We start from the raw sequence: 25,195 nt of genomic DNA, 5'->3' as shown, positions 1-25,195 counted from the left end.
TTTGGCGTTTGTGGGGACGGTGGCGTGCAAAGGGATGACCCTAGGTCAAACTTTGGACGTGATCGGCCCCGTATGCTCAAATGGAAAGTGCGTGGCTTTCTGCCGCCGCTTCGCTGCTCCCGTTTCAGTGCATGGCCATGATGACCGTCCGCCCGCTCCGTTTCGCCGCTCTCGTTCTTGTCGCCGCTCTCGCCGCTTCTTCCGCTCCGTTCGAGGCAGCGCAGGCGCAGGCCGACAACAATTTCTTCGGCAATCTTTTCAAGCCGCCGGGACAGGTACGTTCCGGCAACCAGCAGGCGCAGCCCGACCAGACCGAGAGCATGGTCACGCGCATCGACCGGCTGGAGAGCCAGCTGCGGCAGATGACCGGGCAGATGGAGCAGCTGCAGTATCGCAACCAGCAGCTTGAGCAGCAGCTGCGGCTGCTGCAGGGCGACACGGGCGCCGGCACGGCGGCTGCGGGCGAGCCCGCGCGCCGTCCTGACGTGTTCGATCCCGCCGCGCAGGCCGGAGCTCCCGGCGCGCCTCGCCCGCTGGGCGGCGGTGGCGCGAGCGGCGCGCCGATGGACCTTGGTACGCTGTCGGGAGCCGTGGCGGGCGGGAGTGGCCAGCCGGCGGCCTCGCCGAAGGAACTGTTCGATCTCGGCTTCGGCGCCCTCCAGCGCCAGGATTATGCCGGGGCGGGCGACACCTTCGAGCAGTTCGTCAAGCTTTACCCCACCGACCGCGCCACGCCCGACGCCTATTACTGGCTGGGAGAGAGCCAGTATCTGCGCAAATCCTTCAAGGAAGCTGCGCAGAATTTTCTCAAGGTTTCAACGGACTACCCGAATGCGGTGAAGGCGCCGGACGCGTTGCTGCGTCTTGGCCAGTCGCTCGCGGGCATCGGTGAGAAGGATGCCGCTTGCGCGACGCTCAACGCCGTCGGCAACAAATATCCGCGCGCCTCGGCCACGGTTAAGCAGGGGGTGGAGCGTGAGCAGAAGCGCGCCGGCTGCTGAGCCGGCGCTCGCTGACCCCGCCGGCCCGGCCACGGCCGATCTTGCGACGCTTTTCGCGCCTTTCACCGTCCATTCCGATGTGCTGCTCGCGGTTTCCGGCGGGCCGGATTCCACCGCGCTGATGCTGCTGGCCCAGCGCTGGCAGGCGCAATGCCGCCCCCCCACGCGGCTTCACGTCGCCACTGTCGACCATGGCTTGCGGCCCGAATCGCGCGCGGAGGCGCAGGCCGTCGGCGCACTGGCAGGGCGGCTCGGCTTGGCGCATGCGCGTCTCGACCTGCCGGTGCCGCTACCGGGTACGCGGCTTCAGGAAGCGGCGCGCCATGAGCGTTATCAGGCACTTGCCGCCCATGCCGGGGCGATCGGCGCCACCGCGATTGCCACGGCACATACACGCGACGACCAGGCCGAGACGGTGCTGTTCCGGCTGATGCGCGGCTCCGGCATTGGAGGGCTGGCCGGCATGCGCGCGGCGCGGCCGCACGGCCCGCTCACGCTCCTGCGCCCGCTTCTCAGCCGGCCGAAGGCGGAGCTGGTCGCGCTCTGCCGGGCGGCGGGCATCAGCTTCGTCGAAGACCCCTCGAACAGCGACCCGCGATTCGCCCGGGCGCGACTGCGGACACTGCTGCCATCTCTAGCTGCAGAAGGCCTCGATGCTGCAGCGATGGAGCGGCTCGCCCGCCGCATGGCCCGCGCGGATGCCGCGCTGGAGGCGGCGACCGACGAGGCCCTGCGCACGCTGTGGCTTTCAGCGGCGGAGCGAACGGGCGAGGGGACGATCCGCCTCACCCGCGCCGGGCTCGCCGCCCTGCCGGAGGAGATTGCCCTGCGCCTCCTCGGGCGGGCCGTCGCGGCGGTGGGGGAAGGGCCGGTTGAACTCGCCAAGCTGGAGGCCCTCGCCGCCTGGATCAGGGCGCTCGCGGGCGACGAGCACGGCGCCCGCACGCTCGCCGGGGCGCTGGTGCGGGTGAACCGCCGGGCCGTCGCCATCGGCCGGGCACCGGCACGGCGGGCGTTTCGGCAGGCCCGCTGACGTCGAATTGCGCGGAAGGTCGCAGGCGCCTTGCCCCGGACATCTTGGCAATTACCCCTGCGCCACCTAAATTACGGAGCGACAAGGGAGGGCCGCCAGCGCCGGCGGTGCCCGCGCGTCGGTCTATTCCGACGCCGAAAGGGACATGATGAACGCCAATATTCGGAATTTCGCCCTCTGGGTGATCATCGTTCTTCTTCTTCTGGCGCTGTTTTCGCTGTTCCAGAACCCGGCGCAGCGTCAGGCGACGAACGATGTCAGCTTCTCGCAGCTGCTCAACGAGGTCGATCAGGGCCGCGTGCGCGACGTGGTGATCCAGGGCCCGGAGATTACCGGCACCTTCACCGACGGGCGCGCCTTCCAGACCTATTCGCCCAACGATCCCTCGCTGATCCAGCGTCTGTATGGCAAGGGCGTGTCGATCACCGCCAAGCCGCTGACCGACAATGTGCCGTGGTTCGTCAGCCTGCTGATTTCCTGGCTGCCCTTCATCGCGCTGATCGGCGTGTGGATATTTCTGTCGCGCCAGATGCAGGGCGGGGCGGGCGGCAAGGCCATGGGCTTCGGCAAGAGCCGCGCGAAGCTGCTGACCGAGGCGCATGGGCGCGTCACCTTCGAGGACGTGGCCGGCATCGACGAGGCCAAGAGCGACCTCACCGAGATCGTCGACTTCCTGCGTGATCCGCAGAAGTTCCAGCGGCTCGGCGGGCGCATTCCGCGCGGCGTGCTGCTGGTCGGCCCCCCCGGTACCGGCAAGACGCTGCTCGCCCGCGCCATCGCCGGTGAGGCCAATGTGCCGTTCTTCACCATTTCCGGTTCCGACTTCGTCGAGATGTTCGTCGGCGTCGGCGCCAGCCGCGTGCGCGACATGTTCGAGCAGGCGAAGAAGAATGCGCCCTGCATCATCTTCATCGACGAAATCGACGCGGTCGGCCGCCATCGTGGCGCGGGCCTCGGCGGTGGCAATGATGAGCGCGAGCAGACGCTGAACCAGCTTCTGGTCGAGATGGACGGCTTCGAGGCCAATGAGGGCATTATCCTCATCGCCGCGACCAACCGCCCTGACGTGCTCGACCCGGCGTTGCTGCGCCCCGGCCGCTTCGACCGTCAGGTGGTGGTGCCCAATCCGGACGTGGTCGGCCGCGAGCAGATTCTCAAGGTGCATGCCCGCAAGATCCCGGTCGCGCCGGACGTGAACCTCAAGGTGATCGCCCGCGGCACGCCCGGCTTCTCCGGCGCTGACCTCGCGAACCTGTGCAACGAGGCCGCCCTCATGGCCGCGCGCCGCAACAAGCGCATGGTCACGATGAGCGACTTCGAGGACGCCAAGGACAAGGTGATGATGGGCGCGGAACGCCGCTCGCTCGTCATGACCGAGGACGAGAAGATGCTGACCGCCTATCACGAGGGTGGCCACGCCATCGTCGCGCTGAAGGTGCCGGCGACCGACCCGGTGCACAAGGCGACGATCATTCCGCGCGGACGTGCGCTCGGCATGGTCATGCAACTGCCGGAGCGCGACAAGCTCTCCATGTCCTATGAGCAGATGACTTCGCGCCTCGCCATCATGATGGGTGGCCGCGTGGCCGAGGAACTGGTCTTCGGTGCGCAGAAGGTGACGTCTGGCGCGAGCTCCGACATCGAGCAGGCCACCCGCCTCGCCCGGATGATGGTGACGCGCTGGGGCTTCTCGGAGAAGCTCGGCAATGTCGCCTATGGCGACAATAATGACGAGGTGTTCCTCGGCATGTCGATGCAGCGCCAGCAGAATGTTTCGGAGGCCACGGCGCAGACCATCGACAGCGAAGTGCGTCGGCTGGTGGATGAAGGCTATGCCGAGGCCAAGCGCATTCTGACCGAGAACAAGGACCAGCTCGAAATGCTGGCGCGCGGCCTGCTCGAATACGAGACGCTGTCCGGCGACGAGATCATCGGCCTGCTCGACGGCAATGCGCCGGTGCGCGACACCACCATCGAGCCCGCCAATACGCGCGGTTCGGTGGTGCCGAGCGCCGGCAAGAACCGCCCGCCGCGCCCGGATGCCGGCATGGAGCCGCAACCGCAGGCCTGATCCCCTCCTCGGGGTGATTTGAAGGGAAGATTTGCGCAAGCAAGTCTTCCCTTTTTATTTGTCTCCAGTGGCGCGGCGCGGCAGGCTGGCGAAGTATCCCGCGAGATAAAATCGCGTGACCTGATCGCGCCGGCGTCGATGGACGGTCTTATTCGGCCGGGTCGGCACCGCAACGAACGCTTACACTTTGTGAAAGCCTTACCTGTAGGCTGGATGATAGAGAAGAGTGAGCGGCGAGGCGCCGCTGGCGCGCCGCGACGGCGCCGATTCGCATGAGGCAGGGCATGGCACGCACATTATTTGGCACCGACGGCATTCGCGGCCGGGCCAATGGCATCATCACGCCGGAACTCGCGCTGCGGGTCGGCATGGCGGCCGGCCTGGTGTTCCAGCGTGGCGACCACCGCCACCGGGTGGTCATCGGCAAGGATACCCGCCTCTCCGGCTACATGATCGAGAATGCGCTGGTCGCCGGTTTCACGGCCGTGGGCATGGATGTGCTGCTGCTCGGCCCGATGCCGACGCCGGCGGTGGCTATGGTGACGCATTCCATGCGTGCCGATCTCGGCGTCATGATCTCCGCCTCGCACAACCCCTATGATGATAACGGCATCAAGCTGTTCGGTCCCGACGGCTACAAGCTCTCCGACGAGCTTGAAACCCGGATCGAGACGCTGATCGCCGGCGACATGGGCAGCATGCTCGCCCAGCCCGCCGATATGGGCCGCGCCAAGCGCATCGAGAGCGTGCATGCGCGCTATATCGAGTTCGCCAAGCGTACCTTGCCGCGCAACCAGTCCTTTGACGGGCTGCGGGTCGTGGTCGACTGCGCCAATGGCGCGGCCTATCGCGTCGCGCCGGAAGCGCTGTGGGAACTCGGCTGCGAGGTCATCACCATCGGCGACCAGCCGGATGGCTTCAACATCAACCGCGATGTCGGCTCGACTGCCCCCGAGGCGTTGGCGGCCAAGGTGCGGGAAGTGCGCGCCGATATCGGCATCGCGCTCGATGGCGACGCCGACCGGGTATTGATCGTCGACGAAAAGGGCCGGCTGGTGGATGGCGACCAGTTGATGGCCGTGGTGGCCGAGAGCTTCCACGAGGACGGCCGGCTCTCGCGCAACGGAATCGTTGCCACCGTCATGTCCAATCTCGGCCTAGAGCGCCATCTGGCCGATCTGGGCCTGACGCTGGCCCGTACCCCGGTGGGCGACCGCTATGTGCTGGAGCACATGCGCGCCAACGGATTCAATGTCGGCGGCGAGCAGTCCGGCCACATCATCCTGTCGGACTATTCCACGACCGGCGATGGTCTGGTCGCGGCACTGCAGGTGCTGGCCATGGTGCAGCGTCGCCAGAAGCCGGCTTCCGAAGTGTGCCACCGTTTCGAGCCGCTGCCGCAGATCCTGCGCAATGTGCGTTACAAGAGCGGCCGGCCGCTGGAAAATGACGGTGTGCTGAGGGCCATTGCCGCCGCCGAGCTGAAGCTGAACAGCCACGGGCGGCTGCTCATCCGCCCCTCCGGCACCGAGCCGGTGATCCGGGTGATGGGCGAGGGCGACAATCGCGACCTGGTCGAGGCCGTGGTCAACGACGTGGTCGAGGCGGTGGGGCTGGCGGCCGCGTAGGGGCTGGCCGGGTTTCCCCGGCTAACCGTCCAGCCTTCTCAGCAACCCCCGATAGATCTCGTCGTCGTCGCACAGGCCGGCGAGGCGGCCGAGGCTGTCGACGAGCAGGATCGGCAGGTCGGTGTGGCGCTTGAGTTCGATCGCCGCCTTCAGCTTGAGATCGACGGGCGCGACGATGCAGTCGGCATCGTGCGCCAGCTTGTCGTCGATGAGCCCGGCCTCGCCATCGGCGGTTGCCAGCAGGCCGGCACGACCGTCGAGATCGAGGGAGAGCGGGCGGCCTTCGCCGTCGACCTTCAGCCGGACATGGCCGTCCTTGTCGAGCACCACCTCGTCGCCCTCGCGGGCGAGGCTGGCGGCCGGGCGCATCACCGCCGTGCCGCGCAGCACGTTGAGCGGGTTCATGTGCTTGACGAACTCGGCGACATAGGCGGTGGCCGGGCGCAGCAGGATGTCCTCGGCGGTGCCGGCCTGGACGATGCGCCCGCCTTCCATGATGGCGATCTTGTTGCCGAGCTTCAGCGCCTCGTCGAGATCGTGGCTGACGAAGACGATGGTCTTGTGGATGCGCCGCTGCAGATCGAGCAGTTCGTCCTGCAGCTTGTCGCGGATCAGCGGATCGAGGGCCGAAAACGGCTCGTCCATCAACAGGATATCGGCATCTGTGGCGAAGGCGCGGGCGAGGCCGACGCGCTGCTGCATGCCGCCGGAGAGTTCGTTGGTGTATTTCTCCGACCAGTTGGTGAGCCCGACCATGGCGAGCTTCTCGTCGACGATGCGGTTGCGCTCGGCCGCGCCCATGCCGCGCAGTTCGAGCCCGAAGCCGACATTGTCGCGCACCGTGCGCCAGGGCAGCAGGCCGAACTGCTGGAACACCATGGACACCGTGTGCATGCGGATGTCGCGCAGCGTTTCCTCGCTGCAGCGGGCGACATCGACGGCGGCGCCGTTGTGCTCCACCAGCACCTCGCCGCGCGCCACCTCGTTCAGCCGGTTGATGGCGCGCAATATGGTGGACTTGCCCGAGCCGGAGAGGCCCATCAGCACGCAGATCTCGCCGCGCTCGATGGCAAGGCTCACCCCCGCCGCGCCGAGCACGGAGCCGGTGGCGGCGAGGATTTCGTCACGCGAGCGGCCCTCGTCGATGAGCTTGAGCGCGTTCTTCTGGTCGGCACCGAAGACGATGTCGATGTTGCGAAATTCGACGGCAGGCATGGCTCAACCCTTTCGCGAGCGACGCTCGGGCCGCTTGCAGACGCGGTCGAGCACGATGGCGAGGACGACGATGGCGAGGCCCGCCTCGAAGCCCATGGCGATGTTGACGGAATTGAGCGCCCGCACCACCGGCTTGCCGAGGCCGTCGGCGCCCACCAGCGCGGCGATGACCACCATGGAGAGGCTGAGCATGATGCACTGGGTGATGCCGGCCATGATGGTGGGCAGCGCATAGGGCAGTTCCACTTTGAACAGCAACTGCGTCTTCGTCGCCCCGAAGGCCTTGCCGGCCTCATACAGCGCCGGCGGCACCGAAGAGATGCCCAGATGCGTCAGGCGGATGGGGGCAGGGATGGAGAAGATGACGGTGGAGATTAGCCCCGGCACCGCGCCCAGGCCGAACAGCACCAGCGTCGGGATGAGATAGACGAAGGTGGGGATGGTCTGCATCAGGTCGAGGATCGGCCGGATTGCGGTGTAGAGCCACGGCCGGTGGGCGGCGGCAATACCGATGGGCACGCCGACCACCACGCAGACCAGAGTAGCGCAGATGACGAGCGAGAGCGTCTCCATCGTCGCCGACCAGTAGCCGAGATTTGTCACCAGCAGGAGCGCGCCGACGATGAACACAACCAGCCCAATGGAGCGGTGGACCAGCCATGCCGCCAGCCCGAACAGCGCGATGAGGAGCAGCGGCGGCACCCAGAGCAGCGCGTCGGTGAAGCCGCCGATCAGCGCCCCCAGCACCAGCGAGACGAAGTCGAAGAAGCCCTGACCATGCGTGGTGAGCAGGTCGACGAAGTCGCGGAGCCAGAGTCCCAGGGGAATCTTGTGCTCGGTCAGCCAGTCATACATGGGCGCTCCTCGGCGGGGTGAGTGAGGGCGGAAAAGGCGTGATGGTCGCGCCACATCCGGGCGCGGCCGGGTTGTCTCTCCCGTCATCCCGGACGGTCCGCAGTGCCGATCCGGGATCGCGTAAAGGCGGAGAGCGATCCCGGCTCACGCTGCGCGCGGCCGGGATGACGTGCTGGTTTTCAGAGCTTCAGCGCGGCCTTCACCGCCGGCACGGCCGGCTTGCCGTCGATCGTGGTGACGCCGGCGAGCCAGGGCTCCCACACGGTGGGATTGGCTTTGAGCCACTTGTCGGCTGCCTTGGAAGGCTCCATGGCGTCGAGCAGGATATAGCCCATCACCACATTTTCGGTGTCGAGCGAGAATTTCAGGTTCTTGATGAGCGTGCCGACATTGGGGCACTCGGCGGTGTAGCCGGCGCGGGCATTGGTGTAGATCGTGGCGCCGCCATAGTTCGGGCCGAACACGTCGTCACCGCCCGAGAGGTAGCTCATCTTGTATTTCGAGTTCATCGGGTGCGGTTCCCAGCCGAGGAAGACGATGCCCTCGTTCCGCCGGGAGGCGCGCTCGACCTGGGCAAGCATGCCCTGCTCGCTGGATTCGACGAGGTCGAAGCCCTTCAGGCCGTATTTGTCGTCCTTGATCATGTCGAGGATCAGGCGGTTGCCGTCATTGCCGGGCTCGATGCCATAGATCTTGCCGTCGAGCTTGTCCTTGAACTTGGCGATGTCTGCGAAGGACTTCAGGCCTTCGTCATAGAGATAGGTCGGCACCGCCAGCGTGTACTTGGCGCCTTCGAGGTTCACGCCGATGACTTCGACGCTCTTGTCCTCGCGATAGGGGGCAAGGTCCGCTTCCATGGTCGGCATCCAGTTGCCGAGGAAGACGTCGATGTCCTTGGTCTGCATGGATTTATACGTCACCGGCACCGAAAGAACCTGCGTCTTCGGGGTGTAGCCTAGAGCCTCCAGGAGCGCGGAGGCGAGGGCAGTGGTGGCGGTGATGTCGGTCCAGCCGACATCGGCGAAGCGGACCGTCTTGCAGGCGGCCGGCTCGGCGGCGTGGGCCACGTCGTGCGGCTGGGGGGCGACACCGAGCGCCAGCCCAAGGGCGGCGGCGGCGATGAAATTGAACATGCGCATCATTATTGTTCCCGTTGGCATCCTGGCTGGATCATGGAACCGGCATGGCCTGACGCCAAGCCCGGCACGGCCGGAATCGACAAGTCGGGGACGGCGGCGTCTCGCGGCGCCCGAACGGGCCCGACCCGCTCCACCCGGATGCGGCCTCTGGAGGCTTCTTTTGAACAGCTATTCAAAACGCGATTGGACTATTTGTCACGCGCAATTTTTGCTCAAAAATGTCGAATTTTCGACGCTTTTGGAGGCCGTTTGCCGAATCGCGCCACGTCGACAGAAGCGTTCCGACACGGGCGTTTGCCGATGGAGTGGGGATTGTCGGCACGCCTGATCCATGTATTGTACGAGCATTCAATAACGCCGTTCGTGACGATCAGGAGGTGCCGGTGGCCCGGGCGAGTGCGCAGGCGCAGAAGCCTCAGGCGCGGTTCGATCAGGTGGAGGGTCCGGCCGGCCCGGCGCGTGTGGACGAAGAGACCCGTCGCCGCGCGCCGGAGGATGTGCGCCGCCGCCAGTTGATCGACGCCACCATCGATTCCCTTGCCGAAATCGGCTTCAACGCCTCGACCCTGGCGCAGATCGCCCGGCGTGCCGGCGTCTCCCCCGGCCTCGTCGCGCATTATTTCGGCGACAAGGACGGCCTGCTGGAGGCGACGCTCCGCCATCTCTCGCTGCGGCTCTACCGCGCCTCGGCCCAGCGCCTGCGGGAAGCGCGCACGCCGCGCGCCCGGGTGCAGGCTCTGATCGACGCCAATCTGGCGCCCGAGGAATTCGACCAGCGTACCTCCAGCGTCTGGCTCGCCTTCTGGGGGCAGGTGCTGCATTCCGAGCGGCTGCGCCGGGTGCAGCGCATCTACCAGGCGCGCATGCTGGCCAATCTCCGCCACGACCTGCGCGGCCTCGTCGCGCCCGCCGACGTGTCCCGCGTCGCCATCACCATCGCCGCCATCATCGACGGGCTGTGGCTGCGCTCCTCGCTTTCCGCCGCCGGCGAGACCGATTCGGTCAGCGCCCGGCAGGTCGCCTCGCTTTTCGTCGACGCCCAGATCGCCGCCGCCGCGCCGGCGCCTTCCAGCAGTGGACCTTCTTCCATGAGCACCCGACCCAAGCTGCACGCCAACCATATCGGCGGGCATTACCGCCCGACGGGCGGCGCCACCTTCACCACCTCCAACCCCGCCACCGGCGAGGTGCTGGCGGAGATCGAAATCGCCGGCGAGGCCGAGGTCGAGACGGCGGTGGCGGCCGCGCGCAAGGGCCAGAAGGTGTGGGGCACGATGACCGGCGCCGAGCGCGGGCGCATTCTCAAGCGGGCGGTGGACCTGCTGCGGGCGCGCAATGACGAACTCGCGCATCTGGAAACGCTCGACACGGGCAAGCCGATCCAGGAAACCAGCGTGGTCGACGTGCTCTCGGGCGCGGAATGCCTCGAATATTATGCGGGCCTCGCCGCTACGCTCTCGGGCGAGCATGTGGACCTCGGCCCCAGCGCCTTCGGCTATACCCGCCGCGAGCCGCTCGGCATCGTCGCGGGCATCGGCGCGTGGAACTACCCGCTGCAGATCGCCTGCTGGAAATCTGCCCCCGCGCTCGCCTGCGGCAATGCCATGATCTTCAAGCCGGCCGAACTGACCCCGCTCACCGCGCTGAAGCTGGCCGAAATCTATGCCGAGGCGGGCGTGCCGGAAGGCGTGTTCAGCGTCGTGCAAGGCTTTGCCGAGACGGGGCGCCTGCTGACCCGCCACCCCGGCATCGCCAAGGTGTCGCTCACCGGCGAGGTCGGCACCGGCAAGAAGGTGATGGCGGACGCCGCCGGCACACTGAAATATGTGACGCTGGAACTCGGCGGCAAGTCGCCGCTGATCGTGTTCGACGACGCCGATCTCGACGATGCGGTGTCCGGCGCGATGCTGGCCAATTTCTATTCGGCCGGCGAGGTCTGCTCCAATGGCACCCGCGTCTTCGTGCATGAGAGCGTGCGCGCGGCCTTCCTCGAAAAGCTCACTGCCCGCGTGGCGAAGATGGTGGTCGGCGACCCGCTCGACCCGGCGACGCAGGTCGGCGCGCTGATCTCGCCGGACCATATGGAAAAGGTGCTGGGCTACATCGCCAAGGGCAAGGCGGAGGGGGCCAAGCTGCTGGCTGGCGGCGAGCGCGTCACCAGCGGGGCGCTGGGCAAGGGCTGCTTCGTCGCCCCTACCGTGTTCGACGGCTGCGACGAGGCCATGAGCATCGTGCGCGAGGAGATTTTCGGGCCGGTCATGGCGGTGCTGTCCTTCACCGACGAGGACGAGGTGATCGCGCGGGCCAACGACACCGATTTCGGCCTTGCCGCCGGCGTGTTCACCCGCGATCTCTCGCGCGGGCACCGGGTGATCGCGCAGCTTCAGGCCGGCACCTGCTGGATCAACGCCTACAACATCACGCCGATCGAGCTGCCCTTCGGCGGCGTCAAGCAATCCGGCCTCGGGCGCGAGAACGGCAAGGCGGCGATCGAGCACTACACGCAGCTCAAGAGCGTCTACGTCAATCTCGGCCGCGTCGAGGCGCCTTACTGATGCGCAACGGCGCCCACGATCTCTATGATTTTGTGATCATCGGTGCCGGCTCGGCCGGTTGCGTGCTGGCCGACCGGCTGAGTGCGGATGGGAGCACCCGCGTTCTCGTGCTGGAATATGGCGGCTCCGACCGCTCCGTGTTCATCCAGATGCCGAGTGCGCTCTCCATCCCGATGAACATGAAGACATACAACTGGATGTACGAGAGCGAGCCGGAGCCGGGCCTTGGCGGGCGGCGGATGCACTGCCCGCGCGGCAAGGTGCTCGGCGGCTCGTCCTCGATCAACGGGCTCGTCTATATGCGCGGCGCGCCGGCGGATTTCGACCGCTGGCAGGAGGAGGGCGCGCAGGGCTGGTCCTATGCCGACGTGCTGCCCTACTTCCAGAAAGCGGAGGCCCGGCGCGAGGGCGGCGACGCCTATCGCGGCAGCGATGGCCCGCTCGCCAACCGCTACGGCACGCTGGAGAATCCGCTCTACAAGGCCTTCATCACGGCGGCGGAGCAGGCCGGCTACCCCGCCAGCGACGACGTGAACGGCTACCGCCAGGAAGGCTTCGGCCGCATGGACATGACCGTGAAGGACGGCGTGCGCTGGTCGGCGGCCAATGCCTATCTCAGGCCGGCGATGAAGCGCAGCAATTTGAAGGTCGAGACCCATGCGCGTGTGGAGCGCATTCTGTTCGAGGGGCGCCGCGCCGTCGGGGTGCGCTGGTCGCGCGGGGGGGCCGTGCACGAAGTGCGGGCCGCCCGCGAGGTGATCCTGTCGGGCGGGTCGATCAACTCGCCGCAGCTTCTGAAACTCTCCGGAATCGGCAATCCCGAGGAATTGCGCCCGCTCGGCATCGAGGTGATGGCCGACAGGCCGGGAGTGGGCGAGAATTTGCAGGATCATCTGGAGATCTATTTCCAGCAGGCCTGCACCCAGCCGATCACGCTTTACTCGCAGATGGGGCTGTTTGCCCGCGGCCTGATCGGCGCGCGCTGGCTTCTGCGCAAGGACGGGCTCGGCGCGACCAATCATTTCGAGGCGTGCGGTTTTATTCGCTCGCGCCCCGGCATCGCCTCGCCGGACATCCAGTATCATTTCCTTCCCCTCGCCGTGACCTATGACGGGCAGGATCTGGCGAGCGAACATGGCTACCAGGCCCATGTCGGGCCGATGCGCTCCAAGAGCCGGGGCTGGGTGCGGCTCAACTCGGCCGACCCGTTCGAGGCACCGCGCATCCAGTTCAACTACCTCACCCATCCCGACGACCGGACCGAGTTCCGCGCCGCCGTGCGCCTGACCCGTGAGATCTTCGCGCAGGAGGCGTTCGCACCCTATCGCGGCAGGGAGATCGCGCCGGGGGCGGGGGTGACGAGCGATGAGGCGATCGACGCCTTTGTCGAGGAAAAGGTTGAGAGCGCCTATCACCCTTCCTGCACCTGCCGGATGGGCGCGCCCTCCGACCCGCTGGCGGTGCTCGACCCGCAGATGCGGGTGATCGGGGTGGAGGGGCTCCGGGTGGTGGATTCCTCCGCCATGCCGTCCATCACCAACGCCAATCTCAACGCGCCGACCATCATGATGGCGGAGAAGGCGGCGGACCATATTCTCGGCCGGCCGCTGCTGGCGCCCTCCAACGCGCCCGTCTATGTCGCGGCAAACTGGCAAAGCGCGCAACGCTAGAGAATTTTCCGCGAGAGTTGACAGACTTTCGCGACGAGAAAATGCTCCAGCTCATTGAATATAAAGAGCACTTTCTCCTCGATCAGGTGGTTCCACCTGATCGGAAAGGCTCTCGAGCGCGCTGAAAGCTTCGCCGGCCGCTATGACAGGTTCGGCGTGATCGGGTTCGGGCTGGCCGGCTTGCCGGCAGCGGTTGCCGGAACGTCCATGGCGGCGGCGCGGGCAGCCGCTCCGGGATGGATTGAACGTTCGGCGCGGCGAAGGCTGCGGGCGGCACGGTACGCGGAAGCTGCACCCTGTCGTACCCGGCGCCGAAGTGCCGCGCGGTCATCGGCCCAACGGTAGCCGAGCGCGGTCAACCGCTCCTCCAGCGCCGCATCGGACAGGGTATCGCGATAGCGCACGAAGATGAGGTGGTGGAGCGCCGCCGCCAGAATCAACATCAGCCCGATGGAGATGACCACATCGGAGAAGAAATGCCCGCCGAAAGCGATGCGGTTGAGACCGACCGCCGCGACGAAGATGCCGATCAACGTGCCCACCTGCCAGCGCCATTCGCGGGGCACGAACAGGATGAGCGGCAGGAGACAGGCGGTGGTTGCGGCCTCGCCCGACGAGAAGGAGTGGTTGCCCAGCCCCTGCACGCCGATCACCCACGGGTCCTCGAACGGCCACGGGCCGCCGAACTCAGTGACGTTCAGCGGGCGCGGACGGCCCCAATAAGGCTTGAGAATGCCGTTCACCAGCAGGGCCGGGCCGAGCAGGTACAGAGGAACGAACAAAAGCGCCATGCGAGGCGGAAGCAGGCTCGCCTTGGCGGGGAAGGAGAGCTTGAGGATCAGGCAGACCAGAATAAGCAGCGGCAGCGAGATGGAAATGTTGGAGGCGAAGGTGCGGAAATCCTGCAGCAGGCCGATATGGGCTGCCGGGAATCCCTGGCCCGGAACGTAGAAAAGGCCGGAAAAAGCGAGATCAATCTGAGGAAACAGATAGAACATCAACGACAGCAAAGCTGTCACAAGAACGGTGGCCAAGAGCGGCGAGCGCCGGCAGCCATCCATGAGATCGCGCGAAAAATTGCTGGGGGAGACCATTGTTCAGTCTTGTCTGTCTCAGGAAGGCGGTCGGAGAAAGCACGCCCATATGACCATCGGATGAAGGCAGGCGTGCCGGCCGGCGGGAGGAGCGTTGGCGCGCGCCCTTCAGTCGGATCGGCTGGCGCCGGTCGGGAGCGTGGCGTCGCAGGGCGCGTGCCGGCCGCACCGGGCCGCCGCGACAGCGAGCGCCGGCGGCTTATGGCGAAGGAGGGCAGGGCCACGCGGCCCGCATCCCGCCTCGACGGTATCGCTCATGAACGGTTTCCCTCTCTCGCGCATGCGTCGCCGGCCCCCGGGAAGCGGTAGCTTGTTAGCGTCTCTTCGTGGCGATTGCATGAGGAAACGCGCGTCGAGCATAGGCAAAGTTCGCCGCTATGCCACCCGCAATCCCCAGATGGCGGGGTGTATTAGCGCGCGGTGACCAGGCCGAGCGCGCGCAGATGCGCGAGGATTTCGCGCGCCGCCTCTTCCGGCGCCGGGTCCACCAGCAGGCGGCCGCCGCCGCTGGCGGCCTCCGTGGCGGCGCGCAGCCGCTCCAGCGCGGTGGAACCCGCCGCCGCCTTGGCGATGAGCTTCGGGCGGGGGCGGTAGGGCCGTTCCTCCACGGTGGGCGAGGGGGCGGGAGCGTGCCGGCCGGGGCGGGCCTCGCTGCTGCCCCGCCGGGCGGCGGCGAAGGCGAAGGGCAGCGGCGCCGGTGCGGCGGGGTGCACGGTGACGAGCGCCGGCAGCCGAACAAGGAGGCGCCGCCGCGCGCCGCGCGCCAGTGCCTGCTCGACGCCGAGCGTTCCCGGCGCCTCGCCGAGCGCCAGCGCGGCGGCATCGGCGATGATCGGCAGGCCGAGCGTGCGCGCCAGCGTGTAGGGCAGCAGGCCGGAATCCTCGCCGCCCTGTCCGGCGCGGCCGGCGAGGATGAGGTCGTAGGCGCCTTCCGCCAGGGCGGCGGCAAGGCTGGGGGCGGGGTCCGACTCGCCCTCATTGTGGAGATGCACAAGACGGGCAAGGCCATGGCCCAGCGCATCGGTGAGCGGCCCGAGCTCCGGGCCGGCATGCAGGCCGGTGACGTCACCGCCGAATTGGCGGCCGATCTCGACGGCGAGGCGAATCGCCTGCAGCTCCACCGGCACCGGGGCGGGACGGCCGGACACCGGATGCCGGCCAGCTGAAAGCAGCACCGCGATCTTCATGGTGAAGTTCTCACGGCTGGCGCTCCTGTTGCAGCAACGCCAGCAGGGCCGGCATCACTTTCTGCGCGTCCGCCACGATGGCGAGGCCGGCGCGCTCGATCATCGCGGCGTGCAGGTCGGTGTTGACGGCGATCACCTGCTCGCATTTCGCCACGCCCTGCAGATGCTGGGGCGCGCCGGCAATGCCGAGGGCGAAATAGACGCGCGCGTCCAGCACGGTGCCGGAGGCGCCGACCTGCGCGCTGCGCGGCATCAACCCGGCATCGCAGAGCATGCGGCTGGCGCCGGGCGTACCGTTCAGCGCCGCCACCAGCGCGCGAAACGTGTCGAGGTCGCTCACGCCATTGCCGGCGGAGACGACGAAATCGGCCTCCGCAAGCGACACTTTCGCCGGATCGGCGGGGATGAACTCGGCCGAGAGAACGGCGCCGCCGGACGGTTGCGGGAAGGCGAAGGCGACGGGCAGCGCCTCGTGCAACGTGCCGGCATGGGGGGCGACGGCGTCCGGGGCGAGGTTGACGAGGCGCGGGGGCACGCGGCGCTGCTCCACACGCCGGCCGCGCGCGGCGCGGGTGACGGCCTTGGGCGAGAGGCTCTCGGCGCCGGCAAAGAAGGGCTCGCCCGAGAGGGCCGCGAGCCGGCGAGCAAGATCGCCGCCGTCTGTGCTTTCCGGGAACAGCACATGGCGCAGGTCGAGCGCGGCGAGCGCGGCGTTCAGCGCCAGCGCCTTCGCCTCCGGGTCGTGACCGGAAACGGGCAGGGCCAGCACGCGGTCGGCGCCGGCCGGGCCGAGATCCTCGCCCGGCTGCGCGACAAAAGCGAGCACCGCGCCGCCGCCTTCATCCGCCAGCATCCGCGCCGCGCCGAAGAGCTGGCGATCATGGGCGGAGAGCCGCCCGCCCGGCGCATCCGGCACCACTGCGACGAGAAAGGCGGGCTCGGCAATGACACGCAGGCGCGGCGCGGCCTCCGGCGCCTCCGGGAGGGCGGGCGGCATGGCCGAGGCGACGGCCACGCGTTGGGCGCGGTCCAGCCGGCGGCGCAGCGTGCCGGGCACGAGGGCGAGGCGTTCCTCCGCGCGCGGGTCGCGTCGTGGGCGGCCGGCGGGCGCGGGAGCTGCCGCGAGGTCGAAGCGCGGCCGGGCGCCGCCGGCGATGCGATGGGCGGCGCGGGCGGCACGCGGGTCTTTGCGCGGGCGGCTCATACCAGCGCCTCCGCCGGGCGGGCGGGAGTGGTGCCGGCCTTTTCCACCGCCATCAGCACCAGCTCGGCGATATCATGCACGGCCGGGCGCTCGCCGGTGACGCCTTCCAGCATGGCGGAACATTGCGGGCAGGCGACCGCCACGATGCCGGCGCCGGTCGCGCTCGCCTGTGCCATGCGGATATCGGGGATGCGCCGCTCGCCTTCGATGTCGGACACCGGCGCGCCGCCGCCGCCGCCGCAGCACATGGAGCGTTTGCCGGACCGTTCCATCTCCCGCCGCTCAATGCCGAGCCGGTCGAGCAGGCGGCGCGGGGCGTCGACCTCGCCATTGTAGCGGCCGAGATAGCAGGGGTCGTGATAGGTGATGCGCGGGGCGTCCAGCGCGCCGAGGTCGAGCCGTCCCGCCGCCGCCAGCTCGTCGAGGAAGGCGGTGTGGTGGACGACCTCGTAGGCGCCGCCGAAGTCGCGGTATTCATTGCGCAGGGCGTGCAGGGCGTGAGGGTCGGCGGTGAGGATGCGGCTGAACCGATAGCGCGACAGCGTCTCGATATTGGCGCGGGCGAGGCGCTGGAAGGTGGCCTCGTCGCCGAGCCGGCGGGCGAGATCGCCGCAATCGCGTTCTTCCTCGCCGAGCACGGCGAAGTCGACCTTCGCCTTTTGCAGCAGGGTGATCAGGGCGCGCAGCGTGCGGCCATAGCGCAGATCATAGGCGCCCTCTCCAAGCCAGAGCAGCACCTGTGCCTCCCCCTTCGCCGATATCAGCGGCAGGGTCAGGCCGGCGGCGAAATCGGTGCGGGATGTGAGCGCCCGCCCGCCCGGCTCGTCGGCATAGCGCAGTTCCATCAGCGGCGCGGCGGCCCTCGCTGGCACGGCGCCGAGCTCCAGCGTCTGAAAGCGGCGCAGATCGAGGATGGCGTCGACATGCTCGATCATCATCGGGCATTCCTCGACGCAGGCGCGGCAGGTGGTGCAGGACCACAGCGTGTCCGGGTGGATCATCGCGCCCGCCCCGACAATGGGCAGGCCCGGCCCGCCTATGCCCGCGACGGGGCGGGCGTTCGGGTAGGGGCTGCCGGCATAGGCGGCGTTGGTGGCGCCGGGTTGCAGGCTGGCGGCGAGGTCCTGGATCAGCCGCTTGGGGTTCAGCGGCTGGCCGGCGGCGAAAGCCGGGCAGGCCACCTCGCAGCGCCCGCACTGGATGCAGGCGTCGAAGCCGATCAGCCGGTTGAAGGCGAAGTCTTCTATCGTCGCGGCGCCGAGGCGCGGGGCGTCGAGATCGAGCGGGGCGAGGCCGGTGGCGCGCTCGCCCCCGAATCGACCGGGACGGGGATGGGCGACGAGATGGGCCGCACCGGCAAAGGCGTGGCGCATCGGGCCGCGCTCGATCTGACACGCGAGGCCGAGGCCGCCGAGGACGGCGCAGGCGAGGCCGAGCCAGCCGAGCGGGTACAGGGCACCCCCGAGCGCGGTGTCCAGCGCGACGAGGAAGCCGCCGCCGGTATAGGCCGCGAGCAGGAAGGGCAGGAGCTGGAACCGCCCGCCCGAAAGCCGCGCCGGCTTCACCGGCAGGCGCCGGCGCCCGACCATCGCCCCGCCGGCAAAGGCGAACGCAAAGGCCAGCGCGGTGAGCCACCAGAACAGCCGGGAGCCGCCGAGAAGGGGAATCACGCCGAGGAGCGCCAGCGCCGAGGCGCCCAGCAGTCCGCCGGCAGCCAGCGCGTGCATCCGTGCGGCATAGGGGTCGCGCCCGACAATGTGGTGGACGTCGACGAGGTAGCGCCGGGGCAGGGCGAGCAGGCCGGCGGCCCAGTCGATTTTCGCCGCCCGCCCGACGCGCCACAGACGCGCGCGGCGCGCGGCCAGCGCGCCGGCGAGGAGAAGCATGGCGAGAATGGTGAGCGAGAGGAGGAAAGCGAGCTCAGTCATGATGCGCCGCCGTCGCTCGTTCCCTAGGGATGACGGTGCTCATGATCGCGCCTCACAAATCCTTGCAGAGACGGAGCGAATCATAGAGCGCGGCGTGGATGTTGCGGCCGGTCCAGGCGTCGCCGACGCGGTAGAGCGCGAAGCCGGGCTGGCCGGTCCAGCGTTGCGGGCGGCCTTCGATGAGGGCGTCGAGGTCGGTCTCGCCGTCATTCACCGAGGCGCCGCGCAGCGCCTCGAACAGGGCGTCGACGGGAAGCGTGCCGTAATCCACCACCACGCGGTCGACCACGCGCTCTTCCTCCGCCTCGGTCATGGTGTTGCGTAACGCGGCGATGAGGCGGTTGCCTTCCGGGTAGATCTCGATCAGTTCGGTGTTGGCGGTCATCACCACGCCGAGCTTGTACAGCTCGCGCAGATGCACCGGCTTGTTGGTGGTGCCGACCTCCTGCGCGATCTGCACATCGTGCGTCACCATTTCGACCAGGCAGCCCTTCTTCGCCAGCGCCTCGGCGGTGGAGGCAGCGTTGTGGCCGCCGATCTCGTCGAACAGCAGCACCGAGCCGGTGGGCTCGACCTTGCCGGTGAGGATGTCCCAGGTGGAGACGGCGTGCTCATTACCCTTGGCGTGGCCGAGATTGGGCACCCCGCCGGTCGCCATGATGACCACGTCCGGCTGCTCGGCGGCGATGTCGTCTGCGGTGGCGGCATGGCCGAGGCGGAGATCGACGCCCTTCTTTTGCACCTGCGCGAACAGCCAGCGCGGAATGCCGGACAGCGCCTCGCGCCAGGTGGCCTTCGCGGCGATGTTGACCTGGCCGCCGACGACCGGCTCCTTCTCGAACAGCACCACGCTATGCCCGCGCTCGGCGCTGACGCGGGCGGCTTCCAACCCGGCCGGGCCGGCGCCGACCACGACCACCTTGCGCGCCACATCCGCCTTGGGGATGACGTGCGGCATGGTGGCTTCGCGGCCGGTGGCGGCGTTCTGCAGGCACAGCGCGTCGCCGCCGACATAGATGCGGTCGATGCAGTAGCCGGCGCCGACGCACTGGCGAATGTCGTCGTCCCGGCCTTCCATCAGCTTCTTGACGAGGTGCGGATCGGCGATGTGAGCACGGGTCATGGCGATCATGTCGACATGGCCCTCGGCGACGGCACGCGCGCCGGTGGCGAGGTCGGTCACGCGCTGGGCGTGGAAGACGGCGACGTCGACCTCGCGCTTGATGGCGCTCGGCAGATAGAGGAAGGGCGCGACGGGGAAGGACATGTTGGGCAGGGACAGGGCATGGGCCATCTCGTCCCGGGCCTGCCCGCCGACCACGTTGAGGAAGTCGACAAGGCCGAGCTTCGCATATTCCGTGGCGATGGCGACGCAGTCCTCATGGTTCAGCCCGTCGGCGATCAACTCGTCGCCGGACATCCGCATGCCGATGACATAGTCGTCGCCGGTGGCCTCGCGCATGGCGGAGAGCACTTCCTTGCCGAAGCGCATGCGGTTTTCCAGGCTGCCGCCATACTCATCCGTGCGCTGGTTGACGGAAGGCGACCAGAACTGGTCGACGAGATGGCCATGGGCGGCGGAAATCTCGCACCCATCCAGCCCGCCTTCCTTGCAGCGCCGGGCGGCGTCGGCGAACGCCTTCACCACGCGGCGGATGTCGTGCTTGTCCATAACGCGCGGAATGGTGCGCGAGGCCGGCTCGCGCCGAACCGAGGCGGAGAGCGTCGGCAGCCAGTTTTCCGTGTCCCATTTGGTCCGCCGGCCCATATGGGTGAGCTGGATCATCAGCTTGGCGCCGTGGGCGTGCACCCGCTCGGAGAACTGCTGGAAATAGGGAATGACGCTGTCGTCGGTGACGGAAATCTGGTTCCACGGCGCGGCCGGGCTGTCGATGGCGACCGAGGAGGAGCCGCCGAACATGGTGAGCCCGATGCCGCCCTTGGCCTTTTCCATGTGGTAGAGTTGATAGCGCTCCTGCGGCTTGCCGTCCTTGCCATAGCCCGGCGCATGGGAGGTCGACATCACCCGGTTGCGGATGGTGAGACCCTTGATGGTCAACGGTTTGAGCAGTGCCTCGGCATTGGCGATCATGATGGGCGGCGCGCTCCCTCGCCGTGACGGTCGAAACCCGATGCTGACACGATAGGTCGCGTGCGCCTATGCCGGACAGAAGATTTGCGCCATCGCGCCGGTAGCGTTGCGACCGGGCTGCTTCAGCGCAGCAGTATGCGCAGCGCCGAAGGGCCGGCGAGCGCCAGCACCAGCAGCGCCAGCGGCACCGCGAAGACGAATCCGACAGAGCTGAAGCCGACCGCGCCGACGACCCCGCCACCGAAGAAGGCGACGAGGAAATAGCTCAGAAGCCTCAGCTTCTCGCGGTCGGCCAGCACCAGCGGCGCGTCGGCGGTCCGCCGCCGCCGGTTGGAATAGAGCAGTTTTCCCAGCTCGATGCCGATGTCGGTGACGATGCCGGTGACATGGGTGGTACGGATCTTGGCGCCGGACATCTTGGTGACGGTGGCGTTCTGCAGGCCCATGATGAAGCACAGCACCGCAACGGCGAGACCGAGCATGAGGCCGGACTGGCGGGTGAACGGGCCGATCGCGGCGAAGACGAGCAGCAGCAGGGCTTCCAGCGTGAGGGGCAGCGAATATTCGCGCCCGGCGACATGCAGCCGCCCCCAATTAACGAGAACCGACGAGATGGCAGCGCCGAGCACGAAGGCGGTGAGTGCGCCCGCGGCGGCGAGGACGAGGTCGATCGCCCCGAGCACGGCGTGGTCGGCGGCCGAGGAAATGATGCCCGACATGTGCGAGGTGTATTGGCCGACCGCCAGCAGCCCGCCGGCATTCGTGGCGCCGGCGACGAAGGTCATGGGCAGGCCGAGCCAGGCATCGGCGAGCGGCGTGCGCTCGGGCGCCAGCATGCCGGAGGTCAGATCGCCGTAGCGGGCGGCCAGCCGGCGGTAGCCGGTCGGCTTGCTGGGCGCATTTAGGGGCGCATTCATGGGCGCGTTCATCGACGGTGCGCGGAGATGTCCGCATGGCTTGGGGGCGTGGAAGTGCCCCGTGTGATTAATACCATGATCCGGCCGGCGCCAGCGGGGAGTGCGCAGGGCTGTCGCGGCGCTCAGCCCCCGGGGCGGGCCGGCGCCGCCGGCAGCGCCTCGCGCCGCTCGCGGCTGGGCGGGCGTCCGAAATGGCGGGCATAGGCGGTGGAGAAATGCGCCGCCGACTGGAAGCCGCAGGCCAGCCCGACATCGGTGACGGGCAGTGGCGAGAGACGCAGCAATTCCCGCGCCCGCTCCAGCCGCAGGCGCAGCTGATAGGCCGCCGGGGCGACGCCGAGATGGCGCTGGAACAGCCGTTCCAACTGGCGGGCGGAAACGCCGAGCCGGTTGGCAATGCCGGAGACGCCGAGCGGCTGCTCGATGGCCGCCTCCATCAGCCGCACCGCGCGGGCAAGCGTCGGATCGGGCAATAGCGGGCGCGGGCGGGCGACCACCTTCTCCGGCCGGCGCGGGGCGCGGTCGACGATGAACTGCTCCGACACCTTGTCGGCCAGCGCGCGGCCACCCTTGGCCTCGATCAGCGTGAGCATCATCTCCAGCGGCGCGACGCCGCCGGTGCAGGTGAGCCGGTCGCGGTCGATGGCGAAGGCCTCTTCGACAAAGGTGATTCGGGGGAATTCCTCGCGCAGCGCCGGCAGGTTCTCCCAGTGGACGGCGCAGCGGTAGAAATCCAGAAGCCTCGCCTCGGCCAGGACAAAGCTGCCGGTGCACAGCGCGCCAAGCGCGACGCCTCGCCGCGCGAGGCGTCGCAGCGCGTCGGCGATGGCCGGGGTAGCGGCGTGGCGCACATCCGTGCCGCCGCAGACCAGCAGGAGGTCGAGCGGGCCCGCCTCGGCGAGGGCGTGCGTGGGCGACAGGCTCAGGCCGTTGCTGGCCACAGCGGGCGTGCCGTCCATCGTGACGATGCGCCAGGAATAGAGCTCGCCCTCGGTCACGTAATTGGCCATGCGCAGCGCCTCCAGCGCGTTGGCGCAGGCGATCATCGAATGGTTCGGCAGGGTCAGGAAGCCGATGCGGGTGAGGGAGGCTGTGTCGAGCACGTCAGAGGCACCCGGGGGATGGCTTGCCCAATGTTGCTGGGGATGATGTTCGGAAAGCGGCGCGCAGGATTACCTCGGCTTCGTCACCGGCCGGCGCCAATCATGCCGCAAAATGGTCGCCAAAGCAGGGGGAAATGCGACGAGATAACGGGGGATTCCTTCCATGCGGTCCATGATGCGCTCGCGCTCCACTTTTCAGTCCTGGCTGCCCGGCCGCATCATGCTGCCGGTAGGCTTCGCGCTCGCCATCGCCGCCGGCACCTATGTGATCGCCGAGGGCAATGGCTATGCACGCGGCAAGGCGGACGAGGCCGGCGCACTTCAGGCGCAGGAGAGCGTCAAGACGCTCGCCCGGCTGGTGGCGCTGCCGGTCGATCTCGCCGAGGAGCCGACCGACAAGGGCGACCAGCTCGACATTCCCACCATGATCCGTGCCATCGAGCCCGGCTCGGTCTACAAGCCGCCGCAGAAGTCCGCCGCGAAGTCGGTTGTGCCGCGTGTGACCAATGGCGAGGCGCCGCTGTCCAGTGACATCACGGTGGCTTCGCTGCCGGCCGGGGTGGAGCGCTTCGACCAGTGCGGCGCCCGCTGCGACAGCCGCGACCCGATGGTGACGCACGCCTCGGTGCCGGTGGTGGTCGGCGCACAGCAGATGCCGCCCGAGCCGGCCACCTTGCCTTCCGCCGCCCCCGGCCGTCCGCTCGATCTGGCGTCGGCCGATCCGGCGGTGGTGCCGCCGGCGCCGGTGATGGCCCGGGAACCGGAGAAGAAGGAAGGTTTCCTCGGCCTGCCGCCCATTCCCACCGCGACCGAGATTGTCGATCTCACCGTCGATGGTACCAACCGCGCCTATGACGGCATGAAGCAGGCGGTGAACGGCGCGCTCGACCTCTGGCGCTGAGCGCGCATGGGACTGCGCGACATCAGGTAGCCGTCATCCCGGACGGAGCCGGAGGCGACGCGCCGGGATCGTCCAGCGGGAAGGGACAGCGATCCCGGACAGGGCCTGCGGCCCTTCCGGGATGACGTTTTGCGGGATGACGTTTTGCCAGAATGACGTCGCCGCGTCCGCTCAGCGGTCGACGACGAGGTTGCTGGTCGGCTTCGAGCAGCACAGAAGCGCCATGCCGGCGTCGATCTCGCGCTGGCGGATGCCGCCGCCATGCTTCATGTCGACCGTGCCCTCGATGAGCTTGGACTTGCAGGTGCCGCACAGCCCCTTCGAGCAGGAAGAGGGCAGGCGCACCCCGGCGCGGCGGGCCGCGTCCAGCACGAACATGTCGGAGCGGCACTCGATGCTGCGCTTCTGCTTGGCGAACTCCACCGTGTAGGTGACGACCGGCGCCTCGAGTGCCTCGGGTACCGCCTGGAGAAGTTCGGCCGAGACCACTTCCGCCGCCACCTCCGGCTCGGCTTTGGCCAGCTCGGCAAAGTCGAAGCTCTCCTCATGGTGGCGGGACATGTCGAAGCCCGCGCCCTTCAGCATTTCCCGCACCGCCTTCATGAACGGCGCCGGGCCGCAGACGAAGACCTCGCGCTCGCGGTAATCGGGCGCGACATGTTCGAGCACGCCAAGACTGACCCGGCCGCGCAGGCCGTGCCAGGGCGCGCGCGGGCTGTCTGCCTCGCAGACGGGGGCGAAGCGGAACGTGCCGGGCTGGTTACGCGCCATCAGTTCCAGCTCCTCGCGGAAGATGATGTCGTCCGGCGAGCGGGCGGCGTGCACGAAGACGATGTCGCGGGGGGCGGCGAGGTCGTGGAGGGTGCGGGCCATCGACATGACGGGCGTGATGCCGCTGCCGCCGGACAGCAGGAGATATTTCGGCGCCGGTGACGGGGTGCCCTGCGAGAAGCAGGAGAACTCGCCCATCGGGCCGATGGCGCGCAGGTGCGAGCCGACCCTGACATGGTCGTGCAGATGGTTCGACACCGGGCCGCCGGGCACGCGCTTGACCGTGATGGAGAGCGTGTGCGGGCGCGTGGGGGCGGAGGCGATGGTGTAGCAGCGATTGACGCTCTCGCCGCCGATCTCGATATCGAGGGTGAGGAATTGGCCGGGCTTGTAGCGGAAGACGCAGGGGTCCTTCGGCGCCAGTACGAAGGTCTTCACATCCGCCGTCTCCTCGCGGATGGCGAGGACGATGAGCACGTCGTCGCCCTCCGGATTCCACTCCGGCAGGGCGCCCGTCAGCCGCAGCGCGGCGGGTTCGGGCAGGACGGTGAATGTGGCGGCGTCCATGAGGTCTGTCTCGTGTGAGCGGCTTTGGCCATTGGGCGGGCGTTGCTCCCTCTCCCCGTCGGGGAGAGGGTTGGAATAGGGGCGCCGTGTCATCATCCTGGACGGTCCGCAGGGCCGATCCGGATCGCTCGAAGAAATCGTGAGCGATCCCGGCTCGACGCTGCGCTTCGACCGGGATGACGGCTGGCCGGGCCCTCCACGCCTAGGTCCACAAATCGTGGATCCCCCGTGCCGAGCCCGGGGATGACGGTGGATCCGGGCTGT

General features: G+C 68.3%; 18 protein-coding genes. 7 read left to right on the top strand and 11 right to left on the bottom strand.

Features of this window, described 5'->3' with window-relative positions; genetic code table 11:
* Positions 1-131 precede the first annotated feature (131 nt).
* The 4 genes from ybgF to glmM all read left to right on the top strand — a co-directional run bounded on the left by ybgF (position 132) and on the right by glmM (position 5,733).
* Positions 132-1,001, top strand: a complete 870-nt coding sequence (gene ybgF, locus EV667_RS19255) for a tol-pal system protein YbgF (protein ID WP_245516272.1) — start codon at positions 132-134, stop codon at positions 999-1,001.
* On the top strand, positions 976-2,034 hold the full coding sequence (tilS, locus tag EV667_RS19250; RefSeq protein WP_131836988.1) for a tRNA lysidine(34) synthetase TilS: 1,059 nt from the start codon (positions 976-978) through the stop codon (positions 2,032-2,034). Before ybgF ends, tilS begins: the two co-directional genes overlap by 26 nt.
* 148 nt (positions 2,035-2,182) lie before the next feature.
* Positions 2,183-4,105 (top strand): ATP-dependent zinc metalloprotease FtsH, encoded by a 1,923-nt coding sequence (gene ftsH, locus EV667_RS19245; protein ID WP_131837088.1) that lies wholly within the window; start codon positions 2,183-2,185, stop codon positions 4,103-4,105.
* A 284-nt stretch (positions 4,106-4,389) separates the two neighbouring features.
* Positions 4,390-5,733, top strand: coding sequence for a phosphoglucosamine mutase (gene glmM / locus EV667_RS19240; protein WP_131836987.1), 1,344 nt, complete (start codon positions 4,390-4,392; stop codon positions 5,731-5,733).
* A 21-nt stretch (positions 5,734-5,754) separates the two neighbouring features.
* On the opposite strand, the gene choV is transcribed toward glmM, so the two are convergent.
* From choV to EV667_RS19225, 3 genes are all read right to left on the bottom strand, one after another.
* Positions 5,755-6,948 carry a choline ABC transporter ATP-binding protein gene (choV, locus tag EV667_RS19235; RefSeq protein ID WP_131836986.1) on the bottom strand — a complete coding sequence of 398 codons (1,194 nt, stop codon included), beginning with the start codon at positions 6,946-6,948 and terminating at the stop codon, positions 5,755-5,757.
* 3 nt (positions 6,949-6,951) lie between these two features.
* Complete coding sequence (choW, locus tag EV667_RS19230) at positions 6,952-7,803, bottom strand: choline ABC transporter permease subunit (protein WP_091441659.1); 852 nt, start codon at positions 7,801-7,803, stop codon at positions 6,952-6,954.
* Positions 7,804-7,982: 179 nt separating this feature from the next.
* Positions 7,983-8,945 carry a choline ABC transporter substrate-binding protein gene (locus EV667_RS19225; protein ID WP_131836985.1) on the bottom strand — a complete coding sequence of 321 codons (963 nt, stop codon included), beginning with the start codon at positions 8,943-8,945 and terminating at the stop codon, positions 7,983-7,985.
* A 380-nt stretch (positions 8,946-9,325) separates the two neighbouring features.
* Here EV667_RS19225 and betB point away from each other — a divergent pair, with 380 nt between their 5' ends.
* Both betB and betA read left to right on the top strand, forming a co-directional pair.
* Positions 9,326-11,497, top strand: coding sequence for a betaine-aldehyde dehydrogenase (gene betB / locus EV667_RS19220; RefSeq protein WP_131836984.1), 2,172 nt, complete (start codon positions 9,326-9,328; stop codon positions 11,495-11,497).
* Positions 11,497-13,167 (top strand): choline dehydrogenase, encoded by a 1,671-nt coding sequence (betA, locus tag EV667_RS19215; RefSeq protein WP_131836983.1) that lies wholly within the window; start codon positions 11,497-11,499, stop codon positions 13,165-13,167. The genes betB and betA overlap by 1 nt, the downstream gene beginning before the upstream one ends.
* 140 nt (positions 13,168-13,307) lie before the next feature.
* On the opposite strand, the gene EV667_RS19210 is transcribed toward betA, so the two are convergent.
* The 7 genes from EV667_RS19210 to EV667_RS19180 all read right to left on the bottom strand — a co-directional run bounded on the left by EV667_RS19210 (position 13,308) and on the right by EV667_RS19180 (position 22,692).
* Positions 13,308-14,261 carry a phosphatase PAP2 family protein gene (locus EV667_RS19210; RefSeq protein ID WP_131836982.1) on the bottom strand — a complete coding sequence of 318 codons (954 nt, stop codon included), beginning with the start codon at positions 14,259-14,261 and terminating at the stop codon, positions 13,308-13,310.
* A gap of 410 nt (positions 14,262-14,671) precedes the next feature.
* Positions 14,672-15,448, bottom strand: coding sequence for an adenine nucleotide alpha hydrolase family protein (locus EV667_RS19205; RefSeq protein WP_131836981.1), 777 nt, complete (start codon positions 15,446-15,448; stop codon positions 14,672-14,674).
* A 10-nt stretch (positions 15,449-15,458) separates the two neighbouring features.
* Positions 15,459-16,652, bottom strand: coding sequence for an electron transfer flavoprotein subunit alpha/FixB family protein (locus EV667_RS19200; protein WP_131836980.1), 1,194 nt, complete (start codon positions 16,650-16,652; stop codon positions 15,459-15,461).
* On the bottom strand, positions 16,649-18,580 hold the full coding sequence (locus EV667_RS19195; RefSeq protein WP_131836979.1) for a DUF3483 domain-containing protein: 1,932 nt from the start codon (positions 18,578-18,580) through the stop codon (positions 16,649-16,651). The genes EV667_RS19200 and EV667_RS19195 overlap by 4 nt, the downstream gene beginning before the upstream one ends.
* A 52-nt stretch (positions 18,581-18,632) precedes the next feature.
* On the bottom strand, positions 18,633-20,672 hold the full coding sequence (locus EV667_RS19190) for an NADH:flavin oxidoreductase (protein WP_131836978.1): 2,040 nt from the start codon (positions 20,670-20,672) through the stop codon (positions 18,633-18,635).
* Between the two features lie 122 nt (positions 20,673-20,794).
* Positions 20,795-21,589, bottom strand: coding sequence for a YoaK family protein (locus tag EV667_RS19185; protein WP_245516271.1), 795 nt, complete (start codon positions 21,587-21,589; stop codon positions 20,795-20,797).
* A gap of 122 nt (positions 21,590-21,711) precedes the next feature.
* Positions 21,712-22,692 carry a GlxA family transcriptional regulator gene (locus EV667_RS19180; RefSeq protein ID WP_131836976.1) on the bottom strand — a complete coding sequence of 327 codons (981 nt, stop codon included), beginning with the start codon at positions 22,690-22,692 and terminating at the stop codon, positions 21,712-21,714.
* 163 nt (positions 22,693-22,855) lie between these two features.
* Between EV667_RS19180 and EV667_RS19175 the strand changes: the two genes are divergently transcribed.
* On the top strand, positions 22,856-23,593 hold the full coding sequence (locus EV667_RS19175; RefSeq protein WP_131836975.1) for a hypothetical protein: 738 nt from the start codon (positions 22,856-22,858) through the stop codon (positions 23,591-23,593).
* A gap of 171 nt (positions 23,594-23,764) precedes the next feature.
* Here EV667_RS19175 and EV667_RS19170 read toward each other — a convergent pair whose 3' ends face one another.
* The gene (locus EV667_RS19170; RefSeq protein ID WP_131836974.1) at positions 23,765-24,931 is read right to left on the bottom strand and encodes an FAD-binding oxidoreductase; all 1,167 of its coding nucleotides are present in this window, start codon (positions 24,929-24,931) and stop codon (positions 23,765-23,767) included.
* Positions 24,932-25,195 lie beyond the last annotated feature (264 nt).

Origin of the sequence: Ancylobacter aquaticus (genome assembly GCF_004339465.1) — a bacterium.
Taxonomy (GTDB): domain Bacteria; phylum Pseudomonadota; class Alphaproteobacteria; order Rhizobiales; family Xanthobacteraceae; genus Ancylobacter; species Ancylobacter aquaticus.
Note: the sequence above shows the minus strand (reverse complement) of the source record. Positions and strands in the feature narration are given on the sequence as shown.

Excerpts from the sequence above, each read along its gene's own strand:
- EV667_RS19210 (WP_131836982.1), bottom strand. The coding sequence starts at position 14,261 with ATGGTCTCCCCCAGCAATTTTTCGCGCGATCTCATGGATGGCTGCCGG.
- choV (WP_131836986.1), bottom strand. The coding sequence starts at position 6,948 with ATGCCTGCCGTCGAATTTCGCAACATCGACATCGTCTTCGGTGCCGAC.
- EV667_RS19205 (WP_131836981.1), bottom strand. The coding sequence starts at position 15,448 with ATGAAGATCGCGGTGCTGCTTTCAGCTGGCCGGCATCCGGTGTCCGGC.
- choW (WP_091441659.1), bottom strand. The coding sequence starts at position 7,803 with ATGTATGACTGGCTGACCGAGCACAAGATTCCCCTGGGACTCTGGCTC.
- glmM (WP_131836987.1), top strand. The coding sequence starts at position 4,390 with ATGGCACGCACATTATTTGGCACCGACGGCATTCGCGGCCGGGCCAAT.
- ybgF (WP_245516272.1), top strand. The coding sequence starts at position 132 with ATGGCCATGATGACCGTCCGCCCGCTCCGTTTCGCCGCTCTCGTTCTT.
- EV667_RS19175 (WP_131836975.1), top strand. The coding sequence starts at position 22,856 with ATGCGGTCCATGATGCGCTCGCGCTCCACTTTTCAGTCCTGGCTGCCC.
- EV667_RS19195 (WP_131836979.1), bottom strand. The coding sequence starts at position 18,580 with ATGACTGAGCTCGCTTTCCTCCTCTCGCTCACCATTCTCGCCATGCTT.
- EV667_RS19190 (WP_131836978.1), bottom strand. The coding sequence starts at position 20,672 with ATGATCGCCAATGCCGAGGCACTGCTCAAACCGTTGACCATCAAGGGT.
- EV667_RS19170 (WP_131836974.1), bottom strand. The coding sequence starts at position 24,931 with ATGGACGCCGCCACATTCACCGTCCTGCCCGAACCCGCCGCGCTGCGG.
- betA (WP_131836983.1), top strand. The coding sequence starts at position 11,497 with ATGCGCAACGGCGCCCACGATCTCTATGATTTTGTGATCATCGGTGCC.
- EV667_RS19225 (WP_131836985.1), bottom strand. The coding sequence starts at position 8,945 with ATGATGCGCATGTTCAATTTCATCGCCGCCGCCGCCCTTGGGCTGGCG.
- EV667_RS19200 (WP_131836980.1), bottom strand. The coding sequence starts at position 16,652 with ATGAGCCGCCCGCGCAAAGACCCGCGTGCCGCCCGCGCCGCCCATCGC.
- ftsH (WP_131837088.1), top strand. The coding sequence starts at position 2,183 with ATGAACGCCAATATTCGGAATTTCGCCCTCTGGGTGATCATCGTTCTT.
- EV667_RS19185 (WP_245516271.1), bottom strand. The coding sequence starts at position 21,589 with ATGAATGCGCCCCTAAATGCGCCCAGCAAGCCGACCGGCTACCGCCGG.